The organism is Arthrobacter echini, assembly GCF_008107445.1.
GTDB classification, from domain to species: Bacteria; Actinomycetota; Actinomycetes; order Actinomycetales; family Micrococcaceae; genus Arthrobacter_D; species Arthrobacter_D echini_A.
Genome location: NZ_VSLD01000004.1, coordinates 150,010 through 170,229, shown reverse-complemented (window position 1 = coordinate 170,229; position 20,220 = coordinate 150,010). Strand labels below are relative to the sequence as shown.

The following is a 20,220-nucleotide window of genomic DNA, read 5'->3' as shown; positions in this document are numbered from 1 at the left end:
GAGAACGAAGGCAGCCACCAAGGCTCCTGCCACCCCGTCCACCATGAAAGAACTCAAGGACACGCTGTGGAAGGCCGCGGACAAGCTGCGCGGTTCCATGGACGCCTCGCAGTACAAGGACGTGATCCTGGGGCTCGTGTTCCTCAAGTACGTCTCGGATGCGTTCGAGGAGCGGCAGACGCAGATCGTCGCCGAACTGGAGGCCGAGGGCCTCGACGAGGACCAGGTCTCGCAGCTCGTCGACGACGTGGACGAATACACCGGGCGCGGCGTCTTCTGGGTGCCGGACGAGGCACGCTGGGACTATCTCGCGGCGAACGGCAAGGGCATGCCGGCGATCGACGGAGCGGCACCCAGGAGCATCGGTGAACTGATCGACGACGCCATGGACGCCGTGATGAGGGCCAATCCCTCGCTCGCGGCGACGCTGCCGCGTATCTTCAACCGGGACAACGTGGACCAGCGCCGGCTCGGTGAGCTGATGGATCTGCTCAACTCCGCACGGTTCACGGGTCAGGGCGTGAGCAAGGCGCGCGATCTGCTGGGCGAGGTGTACGAGTACTTCCTGGAGAAGTTCGCCCGGGCCGAAGGCAAGCGGGGCGGTGAGTTCTACACTCCCGCCGGTGTGGTGCGGGTGCTCGTGGAGGTGCTGGAGCCGGATCACGGGCGGGTCTACGATCCCTGCTGCGGTTCCGGCGGCATGTTCGTGCAGACCGAGAAGTTCCTGGAGTCCCATCACAAGGAGGGCTCGGACATCTCGGTGTACGGGCAGGAGCTCAACGAGCGCACCTGGCGGATGGCGAAGATGAATCTGGCCATCCACGGGCTGAACGCCAATCTCGCCTCCCGCTGGGGTGATACGTTCGCGCGTGACCAGCACCCGGAGCTCACCGGCGCCAAAGGCGCGGACTTCGTCATGGCCAACCCGCCGTTCAACATCAAGGACTGGGCGCGGTCCGAGTCCGATCCCCGCTGGAAGTACGGCATCCCGCCGGCCGGGAACGCGAACTACGCGTGGATCCAGCACATCATCTCCAAGCTCGCACCGGGTGGCAGCGCGGGTGTGGTGATGGCTAACGGGTCCATGTCCTCCAACTCCGGTGGTGAGGGCGAGATCCGTGCGGAGCTCGTGGAGGCCGATCTCGTCTCCTGCATGGTGGCACTGCCCACCCAGCTCTTCCGCTCCACCGGCATCCCGGTGTGCACGTGGTTCTTCGCCAGGGACAAGGCGGCGGGAGCACGCGGCTCGGTGGACCGGACGGGACAGGTCTTGTTCATCGATGCCCGGAACCTGGGCTCCATGGTGGACCGTGCCGAGCGTGCGCTGTCCGACGACGACATCGCGAGGATCGCCGGTACCTTCCACGCCTGGCGTGGCACCACCTCGGCTGTCGAGGCAGACCTGACGTACGACGACGAGCCCGGCTTCTGCTATTCGGCCACCCTCGCCGAGATCAAGGCGGCGGACTATGCGCTGACCCCGGGTAGGTACGTTGGCGCGGCAGAGGTCGAGGACGACGGCGAACCGGTCGAGGAGAAGATAGCCCGGTTATCGAAGGAGTTGTTCGAGCAGTTCGACGAGTCGGAGCGGCTGGCTCAGATTGTGCGGGAGCAGTTGGGGCGGGTCGATGTCTGAGTGGCGCGACACAACGCTCGGGGAGGTGCTCAACTTCCAGCGAGGCTTCGACATCACACGAAAAACACAAGCTTCTGGCGGTGTACCAGTTGTATCTTCCGGAGGAATTGCAAGCTTTCACGACACGGCCGCAGCAGCTGGGCCAGGCGTAGTAATCGGTCGCAAGGGAACTTTGGGGAAAGTATTCTACTTACCGGGACACTACTGGCCACACGACACTACTCTGTGGGTCCAAGACTTCAAAAGTAATTTACCGCGGTTTGTCTACTACTTTATGAAACAATTTGATACAAGTTGGCTCGACGCGGGATCAGCTAATCCGACATTGAACCGCAATCATCTACACCCACTAAGAGTGTCCTGGCCTGCCATTCATGTGCAACAGGCGGTTGCGGAGGTGCTGGGGGCGCTCGACGACAAGATCGCCGCCAACACCAAGCTTGCCGCTGCTGCAGACGAACTTCTTGCAACTCGACTTTCAGCCTTTATCCAGCACGACACGAAGCAGGTTCCGCTCGGCGAGATCGCGCAGGTCAATGCATCCAAGGTTAAACCGATACCCGGAACCGGGCTTCGATACATTGACATTGCAGCGGTTGGCGTTGGTTCATTCGACTTCCCCGACATCACACTTTGGGACGATGCTCCTTCGAGAGCAAGAAGAGGGGTCCAGCGAGGGGATACGCTGTGGTCCACGGTGCGTCCGAACCGTCGATCGCATGCACTGAATCTGTCCGAAGATCCTCTGTTGGTGGCTTCAACCGGCTTTGCTGTCTTGTCTCCGCGGACCGTCGGCTGGGCGTACTTATATGAACTTACGCGTCGTCCAGAGTTCACCGCATACTTGGAAACAGTTGCAGAAGGCAGCGCATATCCGGCAGTTCGCGCTGAACGATTTGGAGAAGCGCTTGTCCCTCTGATAAGCGGGCCCAGCCGGAATTTGTTCGAGAGTATCGCAGAGCCTTTGAGGGAGACAGCTCACATGCTCATCACGGAGAACCGCACCCTTGCCGCTACCCGCGACGCCCTGCTCCCCCAGCTCATGTCCGGCAAGCTCCGCGTGAAGGACGCCGAGAAGGCGCTGGAGGACGCCGGGGTATGACGCCACTTGGGGGAACAGCTCGAACGCCGCGGCTCACGGCAGCAACGCCGATGAACGCACCAGCAACACCAGCACCACCACTAGCCAGTCCGGTCAACCAGGGGGTACAACCGTGAGCACAGCATCCGCCGGCATTCCGGCCATCGGATTCTCCGAGGCCGACTGGGAGGGCATCGCCAAGGACTCCCTCGGCGAACTGGGCTGGGCACCGACCACGGGCCAGGAGATAGCACCCGGCACCGGCGAACGGGACTCCTGGGACGAGCTGCTGATCCGCCCGCGCCTGCTCGCCGCACTGCAGAAGTTCAACCCGCTGGTCCCCGTGCAGTACCTGCAGCAGGCACTCGCGGAGCTCACCGCACCCAAATCGACCGACGCCCTGGCGGAGAACCACCGGATCCACGGCTACCTCGTGGACGGCTACCGGCTCAGCTACATCGACACCGACGGGCTGGAGGTCAACCCCACCCTTCGGCTGATCAGTTCCGAGCCCGAACAGAACAGCTGGCTCGCCGTCAACCAGGTCACCCTCGTCCAGGGCGACCACAAGCGCCGCTTCGACCTGGTGCTCTACTGCAACGGCATGCCCGTGAGCATCATCGAACTCAAGAAGGCCGGCAGCCACCACGCGGACGTCGCCGCAGCCCACGCACAACTGCAGACCTACCTGCGCGAGTTCCCCCTCGCCTTCCGGTTCTGCGTCCTCACGCTCGCCTCGGACGGCATCGACGCCCGCTACGGCACGCCGTTCACGCCCCTGAACCACTTCTCGCCCTGGAACGTCGACGACGACGGCGTGCCCGTACCGCCCGGCTTCATGCGCGACGGCGACGCCGTCACCCAGCTCGAGACCAGCCTCGACGGGCTCTACAACCAGACCCGCTTCCTGCAGCTGCTCACCAGTTTTACCGCGTTCGACGGCGGCTCCGACGGGCTCACGAAGCGCATCGCCAAACCCCACCAGTACTTCGCCGTCACCAAGGCCGTGGGCAGCACCATTCAGGCCGTGGAGAGCAACGGCAAGGCCGGCGTCGTCTGGCACACGCAGGGCTCCGGCAAGTCGCTGGAGATGGAGCTCTACACCAATCTGGTGGTCCGGCATCCGCGCCTGAAGAACCCCACTGTCGTCGTCATCACCGACCGCAACGAGCTCGACGGGCAGCTGTACGAGGGATTCGCCCGCAGCCTGCTGCTCCCGGAGGCACCGAAGCAGATCCGGCGTCGTGCCGAACTCCGCGACGAGCTCTCCAACCGCACCACCGGCGGCATCTACTTCACCACGCTGCAGAAGTTCGGCCGGAGCAAGGCCGAGAAGGACGTCGGTGCCGAGCACCCGCTGCTCTCGGACCGGCGGAACATCATCGTGGTGGTGGACGAGGCGCACCGCAGCCACTACGACGATCTCGACGGCTACGCCCGTCATCTGCGCGACGCCCTCCCGCACGCCACCCTGATCGCCTTCACCGGGACACCCATCTCCTTCGACGACCGCAACACCCGCGACGTGTTCGGCGACTACATCGACATCTACGATCTCTCCCGCGCGGTCGAGGACGGCGCCACCGTGCCGGTCTACTTCGAGCCCCGACTCATCCGGGTGGAACTCGCCGCCGGGGTCACGGAGGAGGACCTGGACCGGTCCGCCGACGAGCTCACCCAGGGTCTCGACGTCACCGAGCGCGCCCGCATCGAAGCGAGCGTCGCCGTCGTCAATGCCGTATACGGGGCGCCGGAGCGCATCGCCACCCTCGCCGCGAATCTCGTGGAGCACTGGGAGAACCGCCGCAACCGGATGGCGAAGTTCATCGAGGCCCCCGGCAAGGCCATGATCGTCGGCGGCACGCGCGAGATCTGCGCGAATCTCTACGCCGCCATCGTGGCCCTCCGTCCTGATTGGCACTCGGAGGACCTGTCCCGCGGGCGGATCAAGGTGGTGTACTCGGGTACGGCGTCGGATCCGCGACCCATTGCCGACCACGTGCGCCGCGACTCCGCGAACGCGCTGGTCAAGGAACGCCTCAAGGACGTGGACGACGAGCTCGAGCTGGTGATCGTCAAGGACATGATGCTCACCGGTTTTGACTCCCCTCCCCTGCACACTCTCTACCTCGACCGCCCGCTGCGCGGCGCCCTGCTCATGCAGACCCTGGCCCGGGTCAACCGGACCTTCCGCGGCAAGGAGGACGGCCTGCTGGTGGCATTCGCTCCGCTGGCCGAGAATCTCTCGAAGGCGCTGGCCGAATACACGGCGGAGGATCAGCAGAACAAGCCGGTCGGCAGGAGCATCGACGACGCGATCGAGGTGACCACCGACCTTGTCGGCAGGATCGCCGCACTGCTCGCCGGCTACGACTGGCGCTCGGTGCTGCTGCGCGGTGGGCCGAAGGCCTATCTGACGGCGGTGACGGGTGCCGTGAACCATCTCCGGGAGCCGGCGTCGTCCGCACCGGCCGACGACGGCGAGACGGTCGCGGCCGCCTACCGGCGCCTGTCCGGCCAGCTGTCCCGTGCGTGGGCGCTGTGTTCGGGAGCGGAGAGCATGGCACCGCTGCTGCCGGAGGTGAAGTTCTACGAGGAGACCCGCGTCTGGATGGCCAAGTTCGACGCCGCGGACCGTCAGGCGTCGGGCGAGCCCGTCCCCGAGGACATCCAGCGGCTCCTCGGGAACCTGATCGCGACGTCGACGTCCACCGGGGAGATCCTCGACATCTACGCCGCAGCCGGCATGCCCAAGCCGTCGCTGGATGATCTGACCCCGGAGTTCATCGCGAGGACCCAGCAGGCGCGGAACCCCCAGCTGGCCATCGAGGCGCTCCGGAAGCTCATCGCCGACGAATCGGCCGCCACCACCCGGAACAACATCATCCGGCAGCGCAATTTCTCGGAGCGCATCACCGATCTGATGAAGAAGTACACGAACCAGCAGCTCACCTCGGCCGAGGTCATCGCCGAACTGGTGGAGCTCGCCCGGGAGGTGGCGAAGGAGGGCAATCGCGGCACACACTTCACTCCCCCGCTGAACTCCGACGAACTTGCCTTCTACGACGCCGTCTCCGCGAACAATTCGGCCGTCGAGGTCCAGGGCGAAGGAATCCTGGCCGACATCGCGCGTGACCTGGTCTCGGTGATGCGTCGCGACGTGCGCACGGACTGGACGGTGCGCGACGACGTCCGGGCAAAACTGCGGTCCTCCATCAAGCGCCTGCTGGTCAAGTACGGCTACCCGCCCGACAAGCAGCCCGCTGCGATCAAGCTGGTCATGGAGCAGATGGAATCCATGGCGCCGCGCTTCGCGGAGGCGCGCTTATGACGGCCGACTAGCAGGAACGCCTGATCGATCTGCAGCTAGCGAGGCTGGCAATGGACCAACAGAACCTGGGTTCCTCTCTCGACGCCATCGCCGATGCTATTCGAGCACGACTACGAGATGACGGACTGAACTACCACCTCATCGAGAGCCGCGTGAAGAGCGTCGATTCCACTAGAGAAAAACTACAGAAGACCGACGCGCGCGGGCAGGCCAAATACAGGAACGGAATCGACGATCTTGACGACATCCTCGGCGTCCGCATCATCACCTACATCCAGCCTGACGTCGCCAATGTTGTCGCCGCTCTGACCGGTCAGTTTCTGGTTGTCGAGAACATCGACAAGAAGGCACAGCAGATGAAGGAGGGCGTCGTCGGATATGCGGCGCATCACCTGGTGCTGCAGGTGCCGTCAGCCAACACTCCGCCGGGATGCGCAGCCTGTGTCGGACAGCGATTCGAGGTGCAGATCAAGACCGTCCTCCAGCATGCCTGGGCGGAGTTCGAGCACGATGTGCGCTACAAGGCACTGGGCGAGGTGTCACCCGCTATCAACAGGGCCTTCACGCTGGCCTCCGGACTGATAGAGCTGGCCGACGACGAGTTCGTCAAGATACATTCAGCCGCAGCCGTGGAAAAGGCCACGAATGCTGCGGACTCCCATCAGGGCGAGCCGGATCTGACAGCTGACGTGCTCGCCGAGCTGCTCGCGGAAGTAATACCCGACCATCCGCGGAGCCGCAAAGATCAGTACGACTGGCTCCTGACGCTGCTCGATTCGATGGGCATCAATACCGTCGACTCCCTCAGGCGTCTGATCGAGGACGTCGATTGGGAGGAGATCGACCGGAGGATGTCGTACCGTTTCCCCGCCGGTCACGTACGAGTGGTCGATGACATGCTGCTCAGGACCTACGGGCAGGAGTACATCACGACGACGAAGGACTCCGGAGAAGATCCCGGACGGGAGGCGAAGCTGAGACACCGACTGGGCAAACTGACGACCTGATAGCCGCGCTCCCTTCGGTTCGACTCCCTGAACGGCGAAGCTGACGAATTGTTGTTCCATACTTTTTAGGCCGCGTGATTCCGCCTCGACGCCATTGAGTCTGGCTGTGGATAACCTCTTCCGCGAACCTCATAATGTCAGTGGTGCACGCGAAAATAGATCATGGACAGCAGCCGGGAAGCACCGCAGGAGAAAGTCACCGCTCGCCGAGACTCAACCTCCCGTGACGCCGGCCCCGCGGACGTCCGGGGGCTCATCTCCGACGTCGCGTCCCTCCGTCTCGCCGGTGACAGCGCGGAGCTGATCGACCAGATCCGCGGACTCGAGGACCTCACCTCCGCAATCGCGGCGATGCACGCGCGCGCGGCCGTCGCCTTCGATCTCGCCCAGCGGCGCGAACAGGCGGCCGCGGGTGTACCCGCGGCGAAGCAGGGCGAAGGAGTCAGCGCTCAGCTGGCGCTGGCCCGCAGGCAGTCCCCGTCCCGCGGCAACCGACTGCTCGGCCTGGCCCATGCGCTCGTCATCGAGATGCCTCATACCCTTACTGCACTCGAGACCGGACAACTCAACGAATGGCGCGCCACCCTGCTGGTCCGGGAAACCGCGTGCCTGAGCGCCGCGGACCGCTGCGCCGTCGACGAAGAGCTCGCCGCCGACGCCGGCACATTCAATGGGGCCGGCGATCGAGCACTCATTGCCGCAGCGCGCACGGCGACCTACCGCCGGGATCCCCGATCGGTGACCGACCGGGCACGGCATGCGGCCGGCGAGCGCTACGTCAGTCTGCGTCCGGCACCCGACACCATGGCCTACCTGACCGCGCTGCTACCCGTCGCCGAGGCAGTGGCGGTCTATGCCGAGCTGACCCGGCACACCGATTCGCTCCGGGCTCGGGGCGATCCGCGCGGCCGAGGCCAGCTCATGGCCGACACCCTGGTGGAACGCACAACGGGCGTTCGCGGCGGCGTATCGAGCGTGGAGATCCAGCTCGTTATGACGGACCGCACGCTGTTCCAGGGCGACAGCGAGCCGGCCAGACTCAACGGCTACGGTGTGGTTCCTGCCGGGTGGGCCAGGGAGATGGTCTGCGCGGAGACGGATCCGTGTGGGCAGGAGCTCCACGTCTTCCTCCGACGCCTGTTCACCGCCCCCGCAAGCGGGGATCTCCTCGGCGTCGACTCCCGCTCCCGGCTCTTCACGCATGCCCAGCGTCGCTTCCTGGAGATCCGGGACCATACCTGCCGAACACCGTACTGCGACGCGCCGATCAGGCATCACGATCACATCGTTCCGTGGCACCACGGCGGATCGACGAGTCTCTTGAACGGCGCCGGTCTCTGCGAGGCCTGCAACCACACCAAGGAACTTGCCGGTTGGAGATCCTCGACCCGTTCCGGCCCAAGGCATACCATTGACCTCCGCACGCCGACCGGCCACACGTACAGATCCCTCGCGCCTCCGCTCTTAGGCAGCGACCCAAATTGCTCCGTCGGAGCAGCACTCCATGGCAACCGCCTCATGCGGCGGCGACTGAAGGCGCAACGGCATATCGGCCGACGCTCAGAGCCGCTTGCCGCGTGAGCTGGCCGGAAAAGAGCTGGAGCCTGCATTCAGTTCGTCTATCCGCGGCGGAGTCAGGTATCTCCTGTGAACTCCCACTCAGCAGCTCCTCACCCTCGTCAGGGGACAATGACGGCACGGCCGCGAACGGTGCCGGCCTTGAGCCTCTCGTACGCCTCGGGTCCTTCGTCGAGGGAGAAGGTCTCCACCTCGACGCTGATCCTCCCTGCACGAGCCAGCTCCACCACCTCCATCAGTTCGGAGCGCGACCCCCAGTAGGGTGCACGGGCAGAGGCTTCCCACGGCGTCGAGAAAAAGCCCACCTCGACGGTGCCCGGTCCGACGCCCACGATCACTATGTCGCCGCCGACCCCGACGAGCCGGGACGCAAGCTCGGTGGTCGGATCGATCCCCACGAAATCGAAGACGACGTCGACCTTCCGCCCGCCGGTCAGTCCCAGGATCTGCTCCTCTGCTCGCTGGTCGGAGGTGACCGCGTGATGGGCGCCGACCGCTCGGGCCAACTCGAGCTTCTCCTCCGACGTGTCGACGGCGATGACGGTGCACGGAGCCATGGCTCGCAGGATCTGGATGGCCACATGCCCCAGTCCACCGGCGCCGATCACCACGGCCACCGAGCCAGGGACGAGCTTCGGCAGGGACTTCTTGATGGCGTGGTACGGGGTCAGCCCGGCGTCGGTCAACGACACGCTCGCGACGGGATCGAGATCGCCCAGTGGGACGAGGTGTCGCGCATCGTCCACGAGCAGGTAGTCCGCCATGGCACCCGGAGCTCCCAGCCCCGGGGGTCTGATGCCCAGTGCCGCCGCCTTCTCGCAGTAGTTCTCCTCCCCCTTGGAGCAGGGGTAGCACCGACCACAACCCCACGGCCCGTACACCAGCACCGATTCCCCGATGGTCAGGCCGGTGACACCCGGTCCTACAGCCTCGATCGTCCCCGCCCCCTCGTGCCCGAGCGTGAGCGGAAGACCGTACGTGTACTGGTCCTCCGGCAGGCTCATCAGGAACTCGTCGGAGTGACACACGCCCGCCGCGGTCACTTTCACGAGGACCTGGCCGGGGCCCGGCGTCGGCGTTGGAATATCGACGAGCTCAGGTGCAGCGCCTATCGTTCGGTACTGAAGTGCTCTCATGGTGTTCCTTTCGTCGGGAGGGACGCCGTCGGTAGTGACACCGAAGCATCCACTGGTCCAGCCATGGGGACGATCCGGAGGCGCTCACCCATGGAGTTGCGGGACACGTGATTCAGCCGGCGTTTGATCGCCTCTGGCTGCAACCAGGTATCCATCCCCTCCCACTGGCTCGCCTGTGAGAGATCGACGATTATGCACGATTCACGACCCAGGGTGCTGGCGCGGCAGACCACCAGATCGAGGCCGTGAATGTTCAGGGGCGTCAAACACCCTCGCACCTCGATGCGGACACATCCGCTCTCCGCGTCGATCTGGACGAGGATACGCAATTTCTGCCGTCCCGCCGACGGGTGAACAGTCAACTCTCGACGTCGTTGCCTATCACTCCCGCCAGGACCTTCCGGCTCGCGCTGATCATCGACGTCCTCGAGGGTGGCGGGGGGCGGCACGACCTGCAACGGCGCACGAACCTGATCCGCAGGAGGCGTCATCGATCGAGCGCTTCCCCGGTCCGGGTGGACTCGCCGCCACCGCTGTCCGCTCCCACGGTGTCCTGCTTCCCTGGAACCAGTTCCTGCCTTCTGGCGGTGAGAAACACCATCTCCTCCGGCGTCAGCCAGTAGTCGCCGTGCTCGTCGAGGCGCAGACACTGACCCGTTTCCGGCCCGCCGGCCGGAACGTGATTGACGTAGAGCCGGGGCAGCACGCGCGTTCCGGGATTGTCCAGGAGCCACTGCTGGACGTCGGTGTCGAGCAACGCCCAGATCTCACTGATGCTGGTCATGGTGCGGGTCCCCCTCGTCGAACGTCGATCGGATCGCCGCGAGGGCGATCTACCCTCATCCAATCCCGAGTGGCGTCGGGGAACTAGGGCAGAAAGTCCCCGTTTCATGCGGAATCTGCCCCTAATGGCGGAGCAGGCCCTCCGGCCCGGTGAGGCTGGTGCGTCGCCTCAGCGGACCACGATCACATTGCCCTTGGCGTGGTGCAGGACGGCATGGACCGCCGAGCCGAGCCTGGCGCCGATGGTGTTGCGCCCCTTCGCCCCCAGCACCACGCAGGCGCTCCCGCGTGCGTGGTGGACAATCACTCCCGGGACGGACGGATCGGAGAGCGACTCGACGGTCACGCCGAGGTCGCTGTCCGGCGGAAGAAGATCGAGGGCCTGCTGGATGATGGGGTCTTCGGACGGCTCGTCGAGCCGCGTGGGTACATTGCGCCCGTAGGCCCGGACATGGAGGACGCGCAAGGAAGTCTGCAGCGTCCTCGCAAGCTCGACGGCCGTCAGTACCGCGCGCTCGCTCTCGGGTGAGCCGTCGACGCCGACCAGAATATCCCCCTGCCCCGCATGCTCATCGCGGATGACCGCGATCGGACAGGACGCGCTGGCGGCGAGGTGGAGACTGACCGAGCCGACGAGCAGCCCGGTGAAGCCTCCGAGGCCTCGCGTACCGGTCACCACCAGAGAGGCCTCGGTGGAGAGTCGCGTCAGCATCTCCGACGGGAACCCGGCGACCAGCCGCACGCTCGCGTCCACGTCCGGCTCCGTCTGCAGAGCCAACTCCAGACCCTCCGCGGCCGTCTTCTCCGCTTCTCGCTGGAGTCCACTGTCCTCGACGTACGTCACCGGGCCCAGATTCTGGGTGAACAGGGGCCACACCCAGCAGTGCGCGACGACGAGTGGCAGTCCCGCGGCCACGGCATGCCGCGCGGCCCACTGGACTGCGCGGCGCGAGTCCTCGGAGCCGTCGAACCCGACGATCACGGGCCTCTGGTGCGCGCCTCCGACGCCGGAGCGACCGCCGCTCATGCCGTCACGTCCGACGACGGCAGTGCTACGGGCTGCCCCTCGGCGAGCTGAGGGGCTCCATGGGACACCAGGACCGGACAGGCGGACCGTTCGGCGACGGCCGAGCTGACGGATCCGAGCAGAAGCCCGGCGAAGCCACCGTGCCCTCGTGAACCCACCACCACCATCGACGCGTGCTTGGACTCCTCGATGAGGATGGCAGCGGGCGACCCCTGGACCGTGCGGCTCTCGAGACCGGCAGGGGGCCCGTCGGGAAAGGCTTCGACCAGGGCCTGATCCAGGGCCTTCTGCGACATCTCCTCGTAGTTCCACTCCATCGGCGTGTAGGGACTGAGCACGAAGGGGTGCTGCCAGGCCGACACGGCGTGGATGACGTCCCCGGCGAGCGGTATCAGGCTCGCAGCCAGCTGCAGTGCGGCAACCGAGGAGGCAGAGCCGTCGACGCCGACGACGATGGTGCGGGGATGCGGTGCAGAATTCGTGGTCATGGTTATCCTTACTTCGGCGTGAACGTACTTCAGTGATGCTCGCCCACTCCCCGGGCCGCCACTAGGGCCAAAGGGCCCGGTATGTGGCTGGAGGGACCGGGACGTTGGACCCTGTGCAGGGCTGACGGCGAGGTCCATCATCGAAAAGGGCATGACCCCGGCGCAGCGATTCGAGGTACGAACGACCGTTCGCCCGGTTCGGGAGTGGAAAACCGGTTCAGGAGTGGGAAGCCGGTTCAGGAGTGGGATATCAGGAATGAGGACAACCAGCGCATGAAAGACGTGACAGTGTTCCTGCTCGACGACCACGAGCTGGTGCGCCTGGGGCTACGTGAACTGCTCGAGGCGCAGGGTTGCGTGATCGTGGGCGAATCCGGCTCCGCCGAGGAGGCCGCCCGACGCATCCCGGCCCTCGCTCCGGACATCTCGATTCTCGACGCTCGTCTACCGAACGGCTCGGGTATCGAGGTGTGCAGGGACGTGCGCTCGATCGACCCGTCCTTGACGTGCGTCATCCTGACCAGTTACGACGACGACCAGGCTCTGCGGGGAGCGGTGCTCGCCGGCGCCTCCGGATACATCCTGAAGGAGATCCTCGGCTCCGATCTCGTCGGCAAGGTGCGCAGGGCTGCCGCTGGTGAGTCTCTCTTCGAACCCGGCATGAAGGATCGGATCATCAAGGGGCTGTTCGACGCACCGGCGGAGGATCTCCGCCTCGCCGGGCTGACCACACAGGAGAAGAAGGTGCTCACCCTGATCGGGGACGGCCTCACGAACCGGGAGATCGGCGCGGCGCTCTTCCTGGCCGAGAAGACCGTGAAGAACTACGTGTCGTCGATCCTGTCGAAGCTGGGCTTCCAGAGCCGTACCCAGGCGGCGGTCTTCGTCTCCCGCTCCGCCTCTCCCCTTCGCTAGCCCTTCAGGGGTACGGCGAAGCGGACGACGGTCCCCTCCCCGGGCGCACTGCGGATGTCCAGGTCACCGCCGCACAGCTCGGCCCGACGCCGCATGTTCTCCAATCCTCCCGGCGCCGGCAGGTGCTCGAAGCCACGACCGTCGTCGGCGATCGTCAGTTCCAGCCGCTCCGGCTGGGCCCGGAGCGTCACCGTGATCGATGCAGCGTGGGCGTGCCGCAGCGCGTTCGAGAGCCCCTCGAGGAGGACTGCCCTCACATGCGCCGCGACGGCCTCGTCCACGACGGTGTCCACCGGGCCGGACAGTTGCACCACGGGTTCGAGCTCGTGACCGTCGAAGGCCTCCGCGACCAGAGCGAAGATACTGGACGTGAAGGTGGGCGTGATCTGCGGGACCGACCGCAGTGAGTAGATGGTGTCGCGCAGTTCCCTGATCGTCGAGTCGAGTTCCGACGTCACGGCTGTGATTCTGTTCAACGGTTCGCTGTCGGTGAGGTACTTGCGCAGGCTCTGGATGCTGAGGCCGGTGGCGAAGAGGCGCTGGATCACCAGGTCGTGCAGGTCGCGCGCGATGCGGTCACGGTCACCGAAGACCGCCTGCTGCTCGCGACGGCGGTGGGCACCGAGCAACTCGAGCGCCAGGGACACGTGCGAGGTGAAGGATCGCATCATCTCGTGGTCCACGCGGGAGAACGGCGGGCAGGGCGCCGAGCGTCCGAGGAGCAGGAACTGGCGTTCCTCCGTGCCCGTGAGCAGGGTACACAGGGCCGTGTCGAGCGTTCCCCGAGGGGCGCCGGGGAGCAGCCGCGCGGCGTCGTCCGCCGTGAGGAGCAGAGGGTCCGAGCTGCTGGTCAACCCCTCGAGGAGAGCACTCTCGGCGCTCGACCGGCCCAGGAACACCCCGGCGAGCTCGCCTTCCGCCGCCTCGCAGATGAGACCGCGGTCGTGCCCGAAGTCGCGGAGGATCACCGCGAGGGAGCTGTTCGATGCACTCAGTGCGTGACGGGTCAGGACCTCGAAGTCGTTGCGGGAGGCGTCGTTCTGCTCCAGGAGTTCGCGGGCCGCGTCCAGGCCCCCCTGCAGCCAGCGCGTTCTGCGCGTCGCCTCGTCGAACAAGTGCGAGTTCTCGATGGCGACGCCGGCCGCCGCTGCCAGTGCCACCAGGAGCTGCTCATCGGTGTCCGAGAAGTCGGCGCCCCCGTTCTTCTCCGTCAGATAGAGATTGCCGAAGACGGTCCCGTGGATACGGATGGGAACGCCCAGGAACGAGGTCATCTGCGGGTGATGCTCAGGAACGCCCGCCGCGCGAGGATGCTGTCGGAGATCGTGCAGTCGCAATGGGTGCGGTTCGGTGATGAGCAGCCCCAGGACCCCGTGGCCCTCCGGAAGCGGACCGATGCGCCGGATCTCGTCGTCCTGCAGGCCCACGGTGATGAACTGGCTCAGCATCCGGTCCGGGCCGATGACACCCAGCGCGCCGAAGCGGGCGTCCACCAGCTGGCACGCCGCCGCCGTCACGCGCTCGAGGACGGTGTCCAGCTCCAGATTGTCGGCCGTGGCTCCGAAGGCACTCAGGAGATTGCCTATTCCCGCAGGAGTTCCGGAACCGAAACCCGCGTCCGGGGAGATCAGGGACGGTTGTTCTGCTCGTGATGCCACTGCACTTCTCCTACCCGCTGCGTCCTGGATAGGGCCTCAGGACCCTAGCCGCACCGACAGCACTTTCATAGTGTCACGCTATGGACCCTCAACCCACCTCCACCAAAATTCTTCCCGCGCACGAATGCTGGGCACTCCTTCGCACCGCCCCGTTCGGCCGTCTGGCATTGTGCGTCGACGACCGACCGGAAATCTTTCCCATCAACTTCGTCGTGGACCACGGCAGTCTCATCTACAGGACCTCCGAGGGCACCAAGTCGTCCGCTGCGGAGAAGGCAGCATCGGCCCTGGAAGCCGACGGCCGTCTGGCTCCCGGGACCACGGAGTGGGGTGGCGACCAGGAGATGATGTGGAGCGTCGTCGTGAAGGGGCACACGTCCACCATCGCCGTCACCGCTGAGCTCATGGACACGGTGCAACTACCCCTCCACCCCTGGGAGAGCGGGAGGACGGACCGCTTCATGCGGCTCGTCCCGGACTCGATCAGCGGACGTGCGTTCGTCCCGTCCGTCGTTCGTGCCGCTGCATCCTCCGAGCAGGTGGGGCAGTGACCGCCGCCGAGGACTCGTCCTGGGGCACGCCCGGTACTCTCCGCGCGTCCGACGCGCTGCCGCCCTCGGAGTGCTGGGCACTCGCGAGCACCCGGTCGACGGGACGCCTGGGCTTCTTCCGGGACGGCCTGCTCGACATCTTCCCCGTGCACTACGTGGTGCTGGACGAACGCATCTACTTCCGGACCTCTGCTGACGGAATCATCGCCACCAGCGATCTGGGCCGTGCAGCTTTCCAGGTCGACCAGGTGAACAAGGAGACACACAGCGGGTGGAGCATCCTGGCGAACGGTCCTGTGACCCGTGTGGAGGACCCGGGCCTGCTGACGACGCTCTGGGGGAAAGCCGTCGAGGAACCGTGGGCTCCCGGACAGCGGGACCTCTTCTTCTGCCTCGCTCCCACGCAGCTTCGTGGACTCCGGGTCAGTACTGCACACTGAAGGACGACTCCTGCCGGCTATCCAGGCCTCATTCGCATACGATCCCGGAGCGCCCCGGACCAACTCCGGCACCGCTGCGCACGGAGCGTCCCGCATCAATGGGGCTGCTGTCAGTTCACTGCCGGAGGACCAGCGGAGGCTCTCGGTCCAGGGCAAAGTCGGCAGCGACGGTACGGCCACAGGGAACCTGTCCTTCACCCACCACAGCCCGTCAGGACTGTCCCGCTTCACGGCACGGGTGACATGCCTGGAGTTCGACGAGGGTCGAACAGAGGTGAGCGGAACGATCACGAAGGGAGAGACAGCCTCCGGCGTCGTCCTGGATGGCAAGATGGTGGCTTTCACTCTCGACACTGAAGGCGAGCAGAACTTCTCGCTCCCCCGGATAGGACCCGGAGCAGCCGACTGTGGTGGCGGCAGAGCGGACATCGTGCCGGTGACACAGGCCGGCTTCCACATCCGTTGATCCGTCTACGCTGACCCCTGCGTTCTACTGCTCGCTCGGGGGATGCAGAGAAAAGGCCCGGAGCTGCGGTCGTCCGCAGAGCCGGGCCTTTCCAGGCTCTCTCGAGCCGAATCTCACAAGCGTACAGGGTCGTCCCTAGAAGTCCCAGTCCTCGTCCTCGGTGTTCACGGCCTTGCCGATGACGTAGCTGGAGCCGGAACCGGAGAAGAAGTCGTGGTTCTCGTCCGCGTTCGGTGAGAGCGCCGAGAGGATCGCCGGGTTCACGTCGGTGACCGACGACGGGAACATCGCCTCGTAGCCCAGGTTCATGAGCGCCTTGTTGGCGTTGTAGTGCAGGAACTTCTTGACGTCCTCGGCCAGGCCCACTGAGTCGTACAGATCGTGGGTGTACTGGACCTCGTTCTCGTACAGCTCGAAGAGCAGCTCGAACGCGTAGTCCTTGATCTCCTGACGGCGCTCCGGCGTCGCACTCTCCAGACCGCGCTGGAACTTGTACCCGATGTAGTAGCCGTGCACGGCCTCGTCACGGATGATCAGGCGGATCAGATCCGCGGTGTTCGTCAGCTTGGCCCGTGAGGACCAGTACATGGGCAGGTAGAAGCCCGAGTAGAACAGGAAGGACTCCAGCAGCGTCGAGGCCACCTTCCGCTTCAGCGGATCATCACCCCGGTAGTAGTCGGTGACGATGTGCGCCTTCTTCTGCAGGTTCACATTCTCGGTGGACCAGCGGAACGCCTCGTCGATCTCCTTGGTGGAGGCCAGCGTGGAAAAGATCGACGAGTAGCTCTTGGCGTGCACGGACTCCATGAACGCGATGTTCGTGAGGACGGCCTCCTCATGCTGCGTGATCGCGTCCGGGATGAGGCTGACGGCGCCCACGGTGGCCTGCACCGTGTCGAGCAGCGTCAGACCCGTGAACACCCGCATGGTGAGCTGCTGCTCATCCGGCGTCAGCGTGGCCCACGACTGCACGTCGTTGGACAGCGGCACCTTCTCGGGCAGCCAGAAGTTGTTCACCAGGCGATTCCAGACCTCGACGTCCTTGTCGTCCTGGATACGGTTCCAGTTGATGGCCTGGACCTGGTCTACGAGCTTCAGCTTCTCGCTCATGGGGGTGTTCCTTCTCTGCGTGGGTACTGCCTGGTGTGCCGGAAGCCCGGCCGGGCTGACTGCCCGACCGGACCGATTTAGTTGCCTACAGCATGCATGAAACGCAACCCTCGACCTCCGTCCCTTCCAGCGCGAGCTGGCGGAGACGGATGTAGTAGATGGTCTTGATGCCCTTGCGCCAGGCATAGATCTGGGCCTTGTTGATCTCCCGCGTGGTGGCGGTGTCCTTGAAGAACAGCGTCAGCGACAGGCCCTGGTCGACGTGCTGCGTGGCAGCCGCGTACGTGTCGATGATCTTCTCGAAGCCGATCTCGTACGCGTCCTGGTAGAACTCCAGGTTGTCGTTGGTGAGGTACGGCGCCGGGTAGTACACGCGGCCCAGCTTGCCCTCCTTGCGGATCTCGATCTTCGACGCCACCGGGTGGATCGACGACGTCGAGTTGTTGATGTACGAGATGGATCCGGTCGGCGGGACGGCCTGCAGATTCTGGTTGTAGATGCCGTGCTCCATGACGGAGGCCTTCAGCGCACGCCAATCCTCCTGCGTGGGGATGTGCACGTTTGCGAAGAGCTCACGCACGCGCGCCGTCGCCGGCTCCCACACCTGATCGGTGTACTTGTCGAAGAACTCACCGCTGGCATACTTCGACTTCCCGAAGCCGGCGAAGGTGGTGCCGGTCTCGATCGCCATCAGGTTCGACGCCCGGATGCAGTGGTACACCACGGAGTAGAAGTAGATGTTGGTGAAGTCGAGCCCTTCCTCGGAGCCGTAGTGCACACGCTCGCGGGCAAGATAGCCGTGCAGGTTCATCTGGCCGAGGCCGATGGCATGCGAGGCGTCGTTGCCCTTCGCGATCGAGGGCACCGAGTTGATGTGGCTCATGTCCGAGACGGCGGACAGCGTGCGGATGGACGTCTCGATGGTCCGACCGAAGTCCGGCGAGTCCATGGTCTTCGCGATGTTCAGCGACCCGAGGTTGCACGAGATGTCCTTGCCCGTGTTCTCGTAGGACAGGTCCTCGTTGTACGTGGTGGGCTCGGAGACCTGGAGGATCTCGGAGCACAGGTTGCTCATGATGATCTTGCCGTCGATCGGGTTGGCCCGGTTCACGGTGTCCTCGAACATGATGTACGGGTAGCCGGATTCGAACTGGATCTCCGCGAGGGTCTGGAAGAACTCACGCGCCTTGATCTTGGTCTTCTTGATGCAGGCGTCGTCCACCATCTCGTAGTACTTCTCGGTCACCGAGATGTCGGAGAACGGCATGCCGTACACCTTCTCGACGTCGAACGGCGAGAACAGGTACATGTCCTCGTCGCGCTTGGCGAGCTCGAAGGTGATGTCCGGGACCACGACGCCGAGGGAGAGCGTCTTGATGCGGATCTTCTCGTCCGCGTTCTCCCGCTTGGTGTCGAGGAAGCGGTTGATGTCGGGGTGGTGGGCATGCAGGTACACCGCGCCGGCACCCTGGCGTGCGCCGAGCTGGTTGGCGTAGGAGAAGCTGTCCTCGAGGAGCTTCATCACGGGGATGACGCCGGAGGACTGGTTCTCGATCTGCTTGATCGGCGCGCCGACCTCGCGGATATTGGTCAGGGCGAATGCGACACCACCGCCGCGCTTGGAGAGCTGCAGGGCGGAGTTGATGGAGCGCCCGATCGACTCCATGTTGTCCTCGATACGGAGCAGGAAGCAGGAGACCAGCTCACCACGCTGGCGCTTGCCGGCGTTGAGGAAGGTGGGCGTGGCCGGCTGGAAACGACCGTCGATGATCTCCTCGACCATCTGTTCGGCGAGCTGCTCGTTGCCGCGCGCCAGGTGCAGGGCGACCATGCATACGCGGTCCTCGTAGCGTTCGAGGTAGCGCTTCCCGTCGAAGGTCTTCAGCGTGTACGAGGTGTAGAACTTGAAGGCGCCGAGGAACGTCTCGAAGCGGAACTTCTTGGCGTAGGCGCGCTTGTAGAGGTCTCGGACGAAGTTCATCGTGTACTGGTCGAGGGTCTCGCGCTCGTAGTACTCGTTCTTGACGAGGTAGTCCAGCTTCTCCTCGAGATCGTGGAAGAAGACCGTGTTGTTGTTCACGTGCTGCAGGAAGTACTGGTGTGCGGCCTCGCGGTCGGCCTCGAACTGGATCTCGCCGTCGGGCCCGTACAGATTGAGCATGGCGTTGAGCTCGTGGTATCCCATGTCCTTGAAGCGGGCCGCCGTCGCGGCGGGCGCTCCTGTCTCGGTCTCTACAACACTCATGTCCAGAACTCTTCCAATCCGTTGGTTACTCGGTCCACGTCCTCGGACGTGCCCATGACTTCAAATCTGTACAGTACGGGGACGTCGCACTTGGCGGCGACGACGTCGGCGGCGAGACAGTAGGTCTCCCCGAAGTTGGTGTTGCCCGCGCCGATGACGCCCCTCAGGAGGCTCCGGTTCCGCTCGTCGTTCAGGAACTTCACGACCTGGCGGGGCACGGCTCCCTTGCCGGTGATCCCGCCGTACGTCGGCAGCACGAGCACGTAGGGTCGCGTTGCCCGCAGCGTGGGGTCCTTGGTGAGCAGCGGCATCCGAGCGGCCTCGATGCCGAGCTTCCCGACGAAACGGTGTGTGTTGTCCGAAACCGACGAGAAGTAGATCAGGGGGGCTTCCGTGAACGGGCCTTCCGCCGAGCCGGTACCGTCCGGAGCGGCGGAAACCCTGCTCTCGTCCATCGTGATACCGGTCATGACCGATGCCGCCCGGCGGTTCCCCCGGGGGAACCGGTCAGGCCACCGAGCTGACGGCGGAGTCGGAGATCGAGTGGATCTTGTCGGGGCGGAATCCCGACCAGTGGTCGTTGTCCGTGACGACGACGGGCGCCTGCATGTATCCCATGGACCGCAGCCGCTCGAGTGCTGCCGGATCCTGCGAGATATCGACGCTCTGGTAGGCGATGCCCTTTTTGTCCAGTGCCCGGTAAGTGGCATTGCACTGCACGCACGCTGGTTTCGTGTACACCGTGACTGTCATGTCCTGGTCCCCTTT

Annotated in this window: 18 protein-coding genes; 9 read left to right on the top strand and 9 right to left on the bottom strand. The window is 65.0% G+C overall.

Annotated elements, in window-relative coordinates:
• The first annotated feature begins 43 nt into the window (after window positions 1-43).
• The 5 genes from FQ377_RS10015 to FQ377_RS09995 all read left to right on the top strand — a co-directional run bounded on the left by FQ377_RS10015 (window position 44) and on the right by FQ377_RS09995 (window position 8,636).
• Window positions 44-1,636, top strand: coding sequence for a class I SAM-dependent DNA methyltransferase (locus FQ377_RS10015; protein ID WP_148601212.1), 1,593 nt, complete (start codon window positions 44-46; stop codon window positions 1,634-1,636).
• Window positions 1,637-1,661: 25 nt separating this feature from the next.
• Window positions 1,662-2,738: a restriction endonuclease subunit S gene (locus tag FQ377_RS10010; RefSeq protein ID WP_187393319.1), complete on the top strand. Its 1,077-nt coding sequence runs from the start codon at window positions 1,662-1,664 to the stop codon at window positions 2,736-2,738.
• 142 nt (window positions 2,739-2,880) lie between these two features.
• On the top strand, window positions 2,881-6,048 hold the full coding sequence (locus FQ377_RS10005; protein WP_222861864.1) for a type I restriction endonuclease subunit R: 3,168 nt from the start codon (window positions 2,881-2,883) through the stop codon (window positions 6,046-6,048).
• A 50-nt stretch (window positions 6,049-6,098) separates the two neighbouring features.
• On the top strand, window positions 6,099-7,055 hold the full coding sequence (locus FQ377_RS10000) for a GTP pyrophosphokinase (RefSeq protein WP_148601114.1): 957 nt from the start codon (window positions 6,099-6,101) through the stop codon (window positions 7,053-7,055).
• 162 nt (window positions 7,056-7,217) lie between these two features.
• Entirely contained in the window at window positions 7,218-8,636 is a 1,419-nt protein-coding gene (locus FQ377_RS09995) for an HNH endonuclease (RefSeq protein ID WP_148601113.1), read from the top strand.
• Window positions 8,637-8,734: 98 nt separating this feature from the next.
• Here FQ377_RS09995 and FQ377_RS09990 read toward each other — a convergent pair whose 3' ends face one another.
• The 4 genes from FQ377_RS09990 to FQ377_RS09975 all read right to left on the bottom strand — a co-directional run bounded on the left by FQ377_RS09990 (window position 8,735) and on the right by FQ377_RS09975 (window position 12,067).
• Window positions 8,735-9,769 carry an NAD(P)-dependent alcohol dehydrogenase gene (locus FQ377_RS09990; protein ID WP_148601112.1) on the bottom strand — a complete coding sequence of 345 codons (1,035 nt, stop codon included), beginning with the start codon at window positions 9,767-9,769 and terminating at the stop codon, window positions 8,735-8,737.
• A 487-nt stretch (window positions 9,770-10,256) separates the two neighbouring features.
• Entirely contained in the window at window positions 10,257-10,553 is a 297-nt protein-coding gene (locus tag FQ377_RS09985; RefSeq protein WP_148601111.1) for a hypothetical protein, read from the bottom strand.
• Window positions 10,554-10,721: 168 nt separating this feature from the next.
• The gene (locus tag FQ377_RS09980) at window positions 10,722-11,579 is read right to left on the bottom strand and encodes a universal stress protein (protein ID WP_148601110.1); all 858 of its coding nucleotides are present in this window, start codon (window positions 11,577-11,579) and stop codon (window positions 10,722-10,724) included.
• Window positions 11,576-12,067: a universal stress protein gene (locus FQ377_RS09975; protein ID WP_148601109.1), complete on the bottom strand. Its 492-nt coding sequence runs from the start codon at window positions 12,065-12,067 to the stop codon at window positions 11,576-11,578. Before FQ377_RS09975 ends, FQ377_RS09980 begins: the two co-directional genes overlap by 4 nt.
• Before the next feature lie 273 nt (window positions 12,068-12,340).
• Between FQ377_RS09975 and FQ377_RS09970 the strand changes: the two genes are divergently transcribed.
• The gene (locus tag FQ377_RS09970; RefSeq protein WP_148601108.1) at window positions 12,341-12,982 is read left to right on the top strand and encodes a response regulator; all 642 of its coding nucleotides are present in this window, start codon (window positions 12,341-12,343) and stop codon (window positions 12,980-12,982) included.
• Here the strand turns inward: FQ377_RS09970 and FQ377_RS09965 are convergent.
• Window positions 12,979-14,640, bottom strand: a complete 1,662-nt coding sequence (locus tag FQ377_RS09965; RefSeq protein ID WP_148601107.1) for a GAF domain-containing sensor histidine kinase — start codon at window positions 14,638-14,640, stop codon at window positions 12,979-12,981. The genes FQ377_RS09970 and FQ377_RS09965 overlap by 4 nt on opposite strands.
• An 80-nt stretch (window positions 14,641-14,720) precedes the next feature.
• Between FQ377_RS09965 and FQ377_RS09960 the strand changes: the two genes are divergently transcribed.
• From FQ377_RS09960 to FQ377_RS14845, 3 genes are read left to right on the top strand one after another with little or no spacing between them, the layout of a single operon-like run.
• Window positions 14,721-15,191 carry a pyridoxamine 5'-phosphate oxidase family protein gene (locus FQ377_RS09960; RefSeq protein WP_148601106.1) on the top strand — a complete coding sequence of 157 codons (471 nt, stop codon included), beginning with the start codon at window positions 14,721-14,723 and terminating at the stop codon, window positions 15,189-15,191.
• Window positions 15,188-15,631 carry a pyridoxamine 5'-phosphate oxidase family protein gene (locus tag FQ377_RS09955; RefSeq protein WP_187393318.1) on the top strand — a complete coding sequence of 148 codons (444 nt, stop codon included), beginning with the start codon at window positions 15,188-15,190 and terminating at the stop codon, window positions 15,629-15,631. The genes FQ377_RS09960 and FQ377_RS09955 overlap by 4 nt, the downstream gene beginning before the upstream one ends.
• Window positions 15,603-16,097 (top strand): hypothetical protein, encoded by a 495-nt coding sequence (locus FQ377_RS14845; RefSeq protein WP_187393317.1) that lies wholly within the window; start codon window positions 15,603-15,605, stop codon window positions 16,095-16,097. Before FQ377_RS09955 ends, FQ377_RS14845 begins: the two co-directional genes overlap by 29 nt.
• Window positions 16,098-16,232: 135 nt before the next feature.
• On the opposite strand, the gene nrdF is transcribed toward FQ377_RS14845, so the two are convergent.
• The 4 genes from nrdF to nrdH are packed head-to-tail and all read right to left on the bottom strand — an operon-like array spanning window position 16,233 to window position 20,205.
• Entirely contained in the window at window positions 16,233-17,393 is a 1,161-nt protein-coding gene (gene nrdF / locus FQ377_RS09945; RefSeq protein ID WP_395858485.1) for a class 1b ribonucleoside-diphosphate reductase subunit beta, read from the bottom strand.
• Complete coding sequence (gene nrdE / locus FQ377_RS09940; RefSeq protein WP_148601102.1) at window positions 17,293-19,452, bottom strand: class 1b ribonucleoside-diphosphate reductase subunit alpha; 2,160 nt, start codon at window positions 19,450-19,452, stop codon at window positions 17,293-17,295. Before nrdE ends, nrdF begins: the two co-directional genes overlap by 101 nt.
• Window positions 19,449-19,922 carry a class Ib ribonucleoside-diphosphate reductase assembly flavoprotein NrdI gene (nrdI, locus tag FQ377_RS09935; RefSeq protein ID WP_395858484.1) on the bottom strand — a complete coding sequence of 158 codons (474 nt, stop codon included), beginning with the start codon at window positions 19,920-19,922 and terminating at the stop codon, window positions 19,449-19,451. Before nrdI ends, nrdE begins: the two co-directional genes overlap by 4 nt.
• A gap of 37 nt (window positions 19,923-19,959) precedes the next feature.
• A complete protein-coding gene (nrdH, locus tag FQ377_RS09930; RefSeq protein ID WP_148601101.1) occupies window positions 19,960-20,205 on the bottom strand; it encodes a glutaredoxin-like protein NrdH in 246 nt (81 codons plus the stop codon).
• Window positions 20,206-20,220 lie beyond the last annotated feature (15 nt).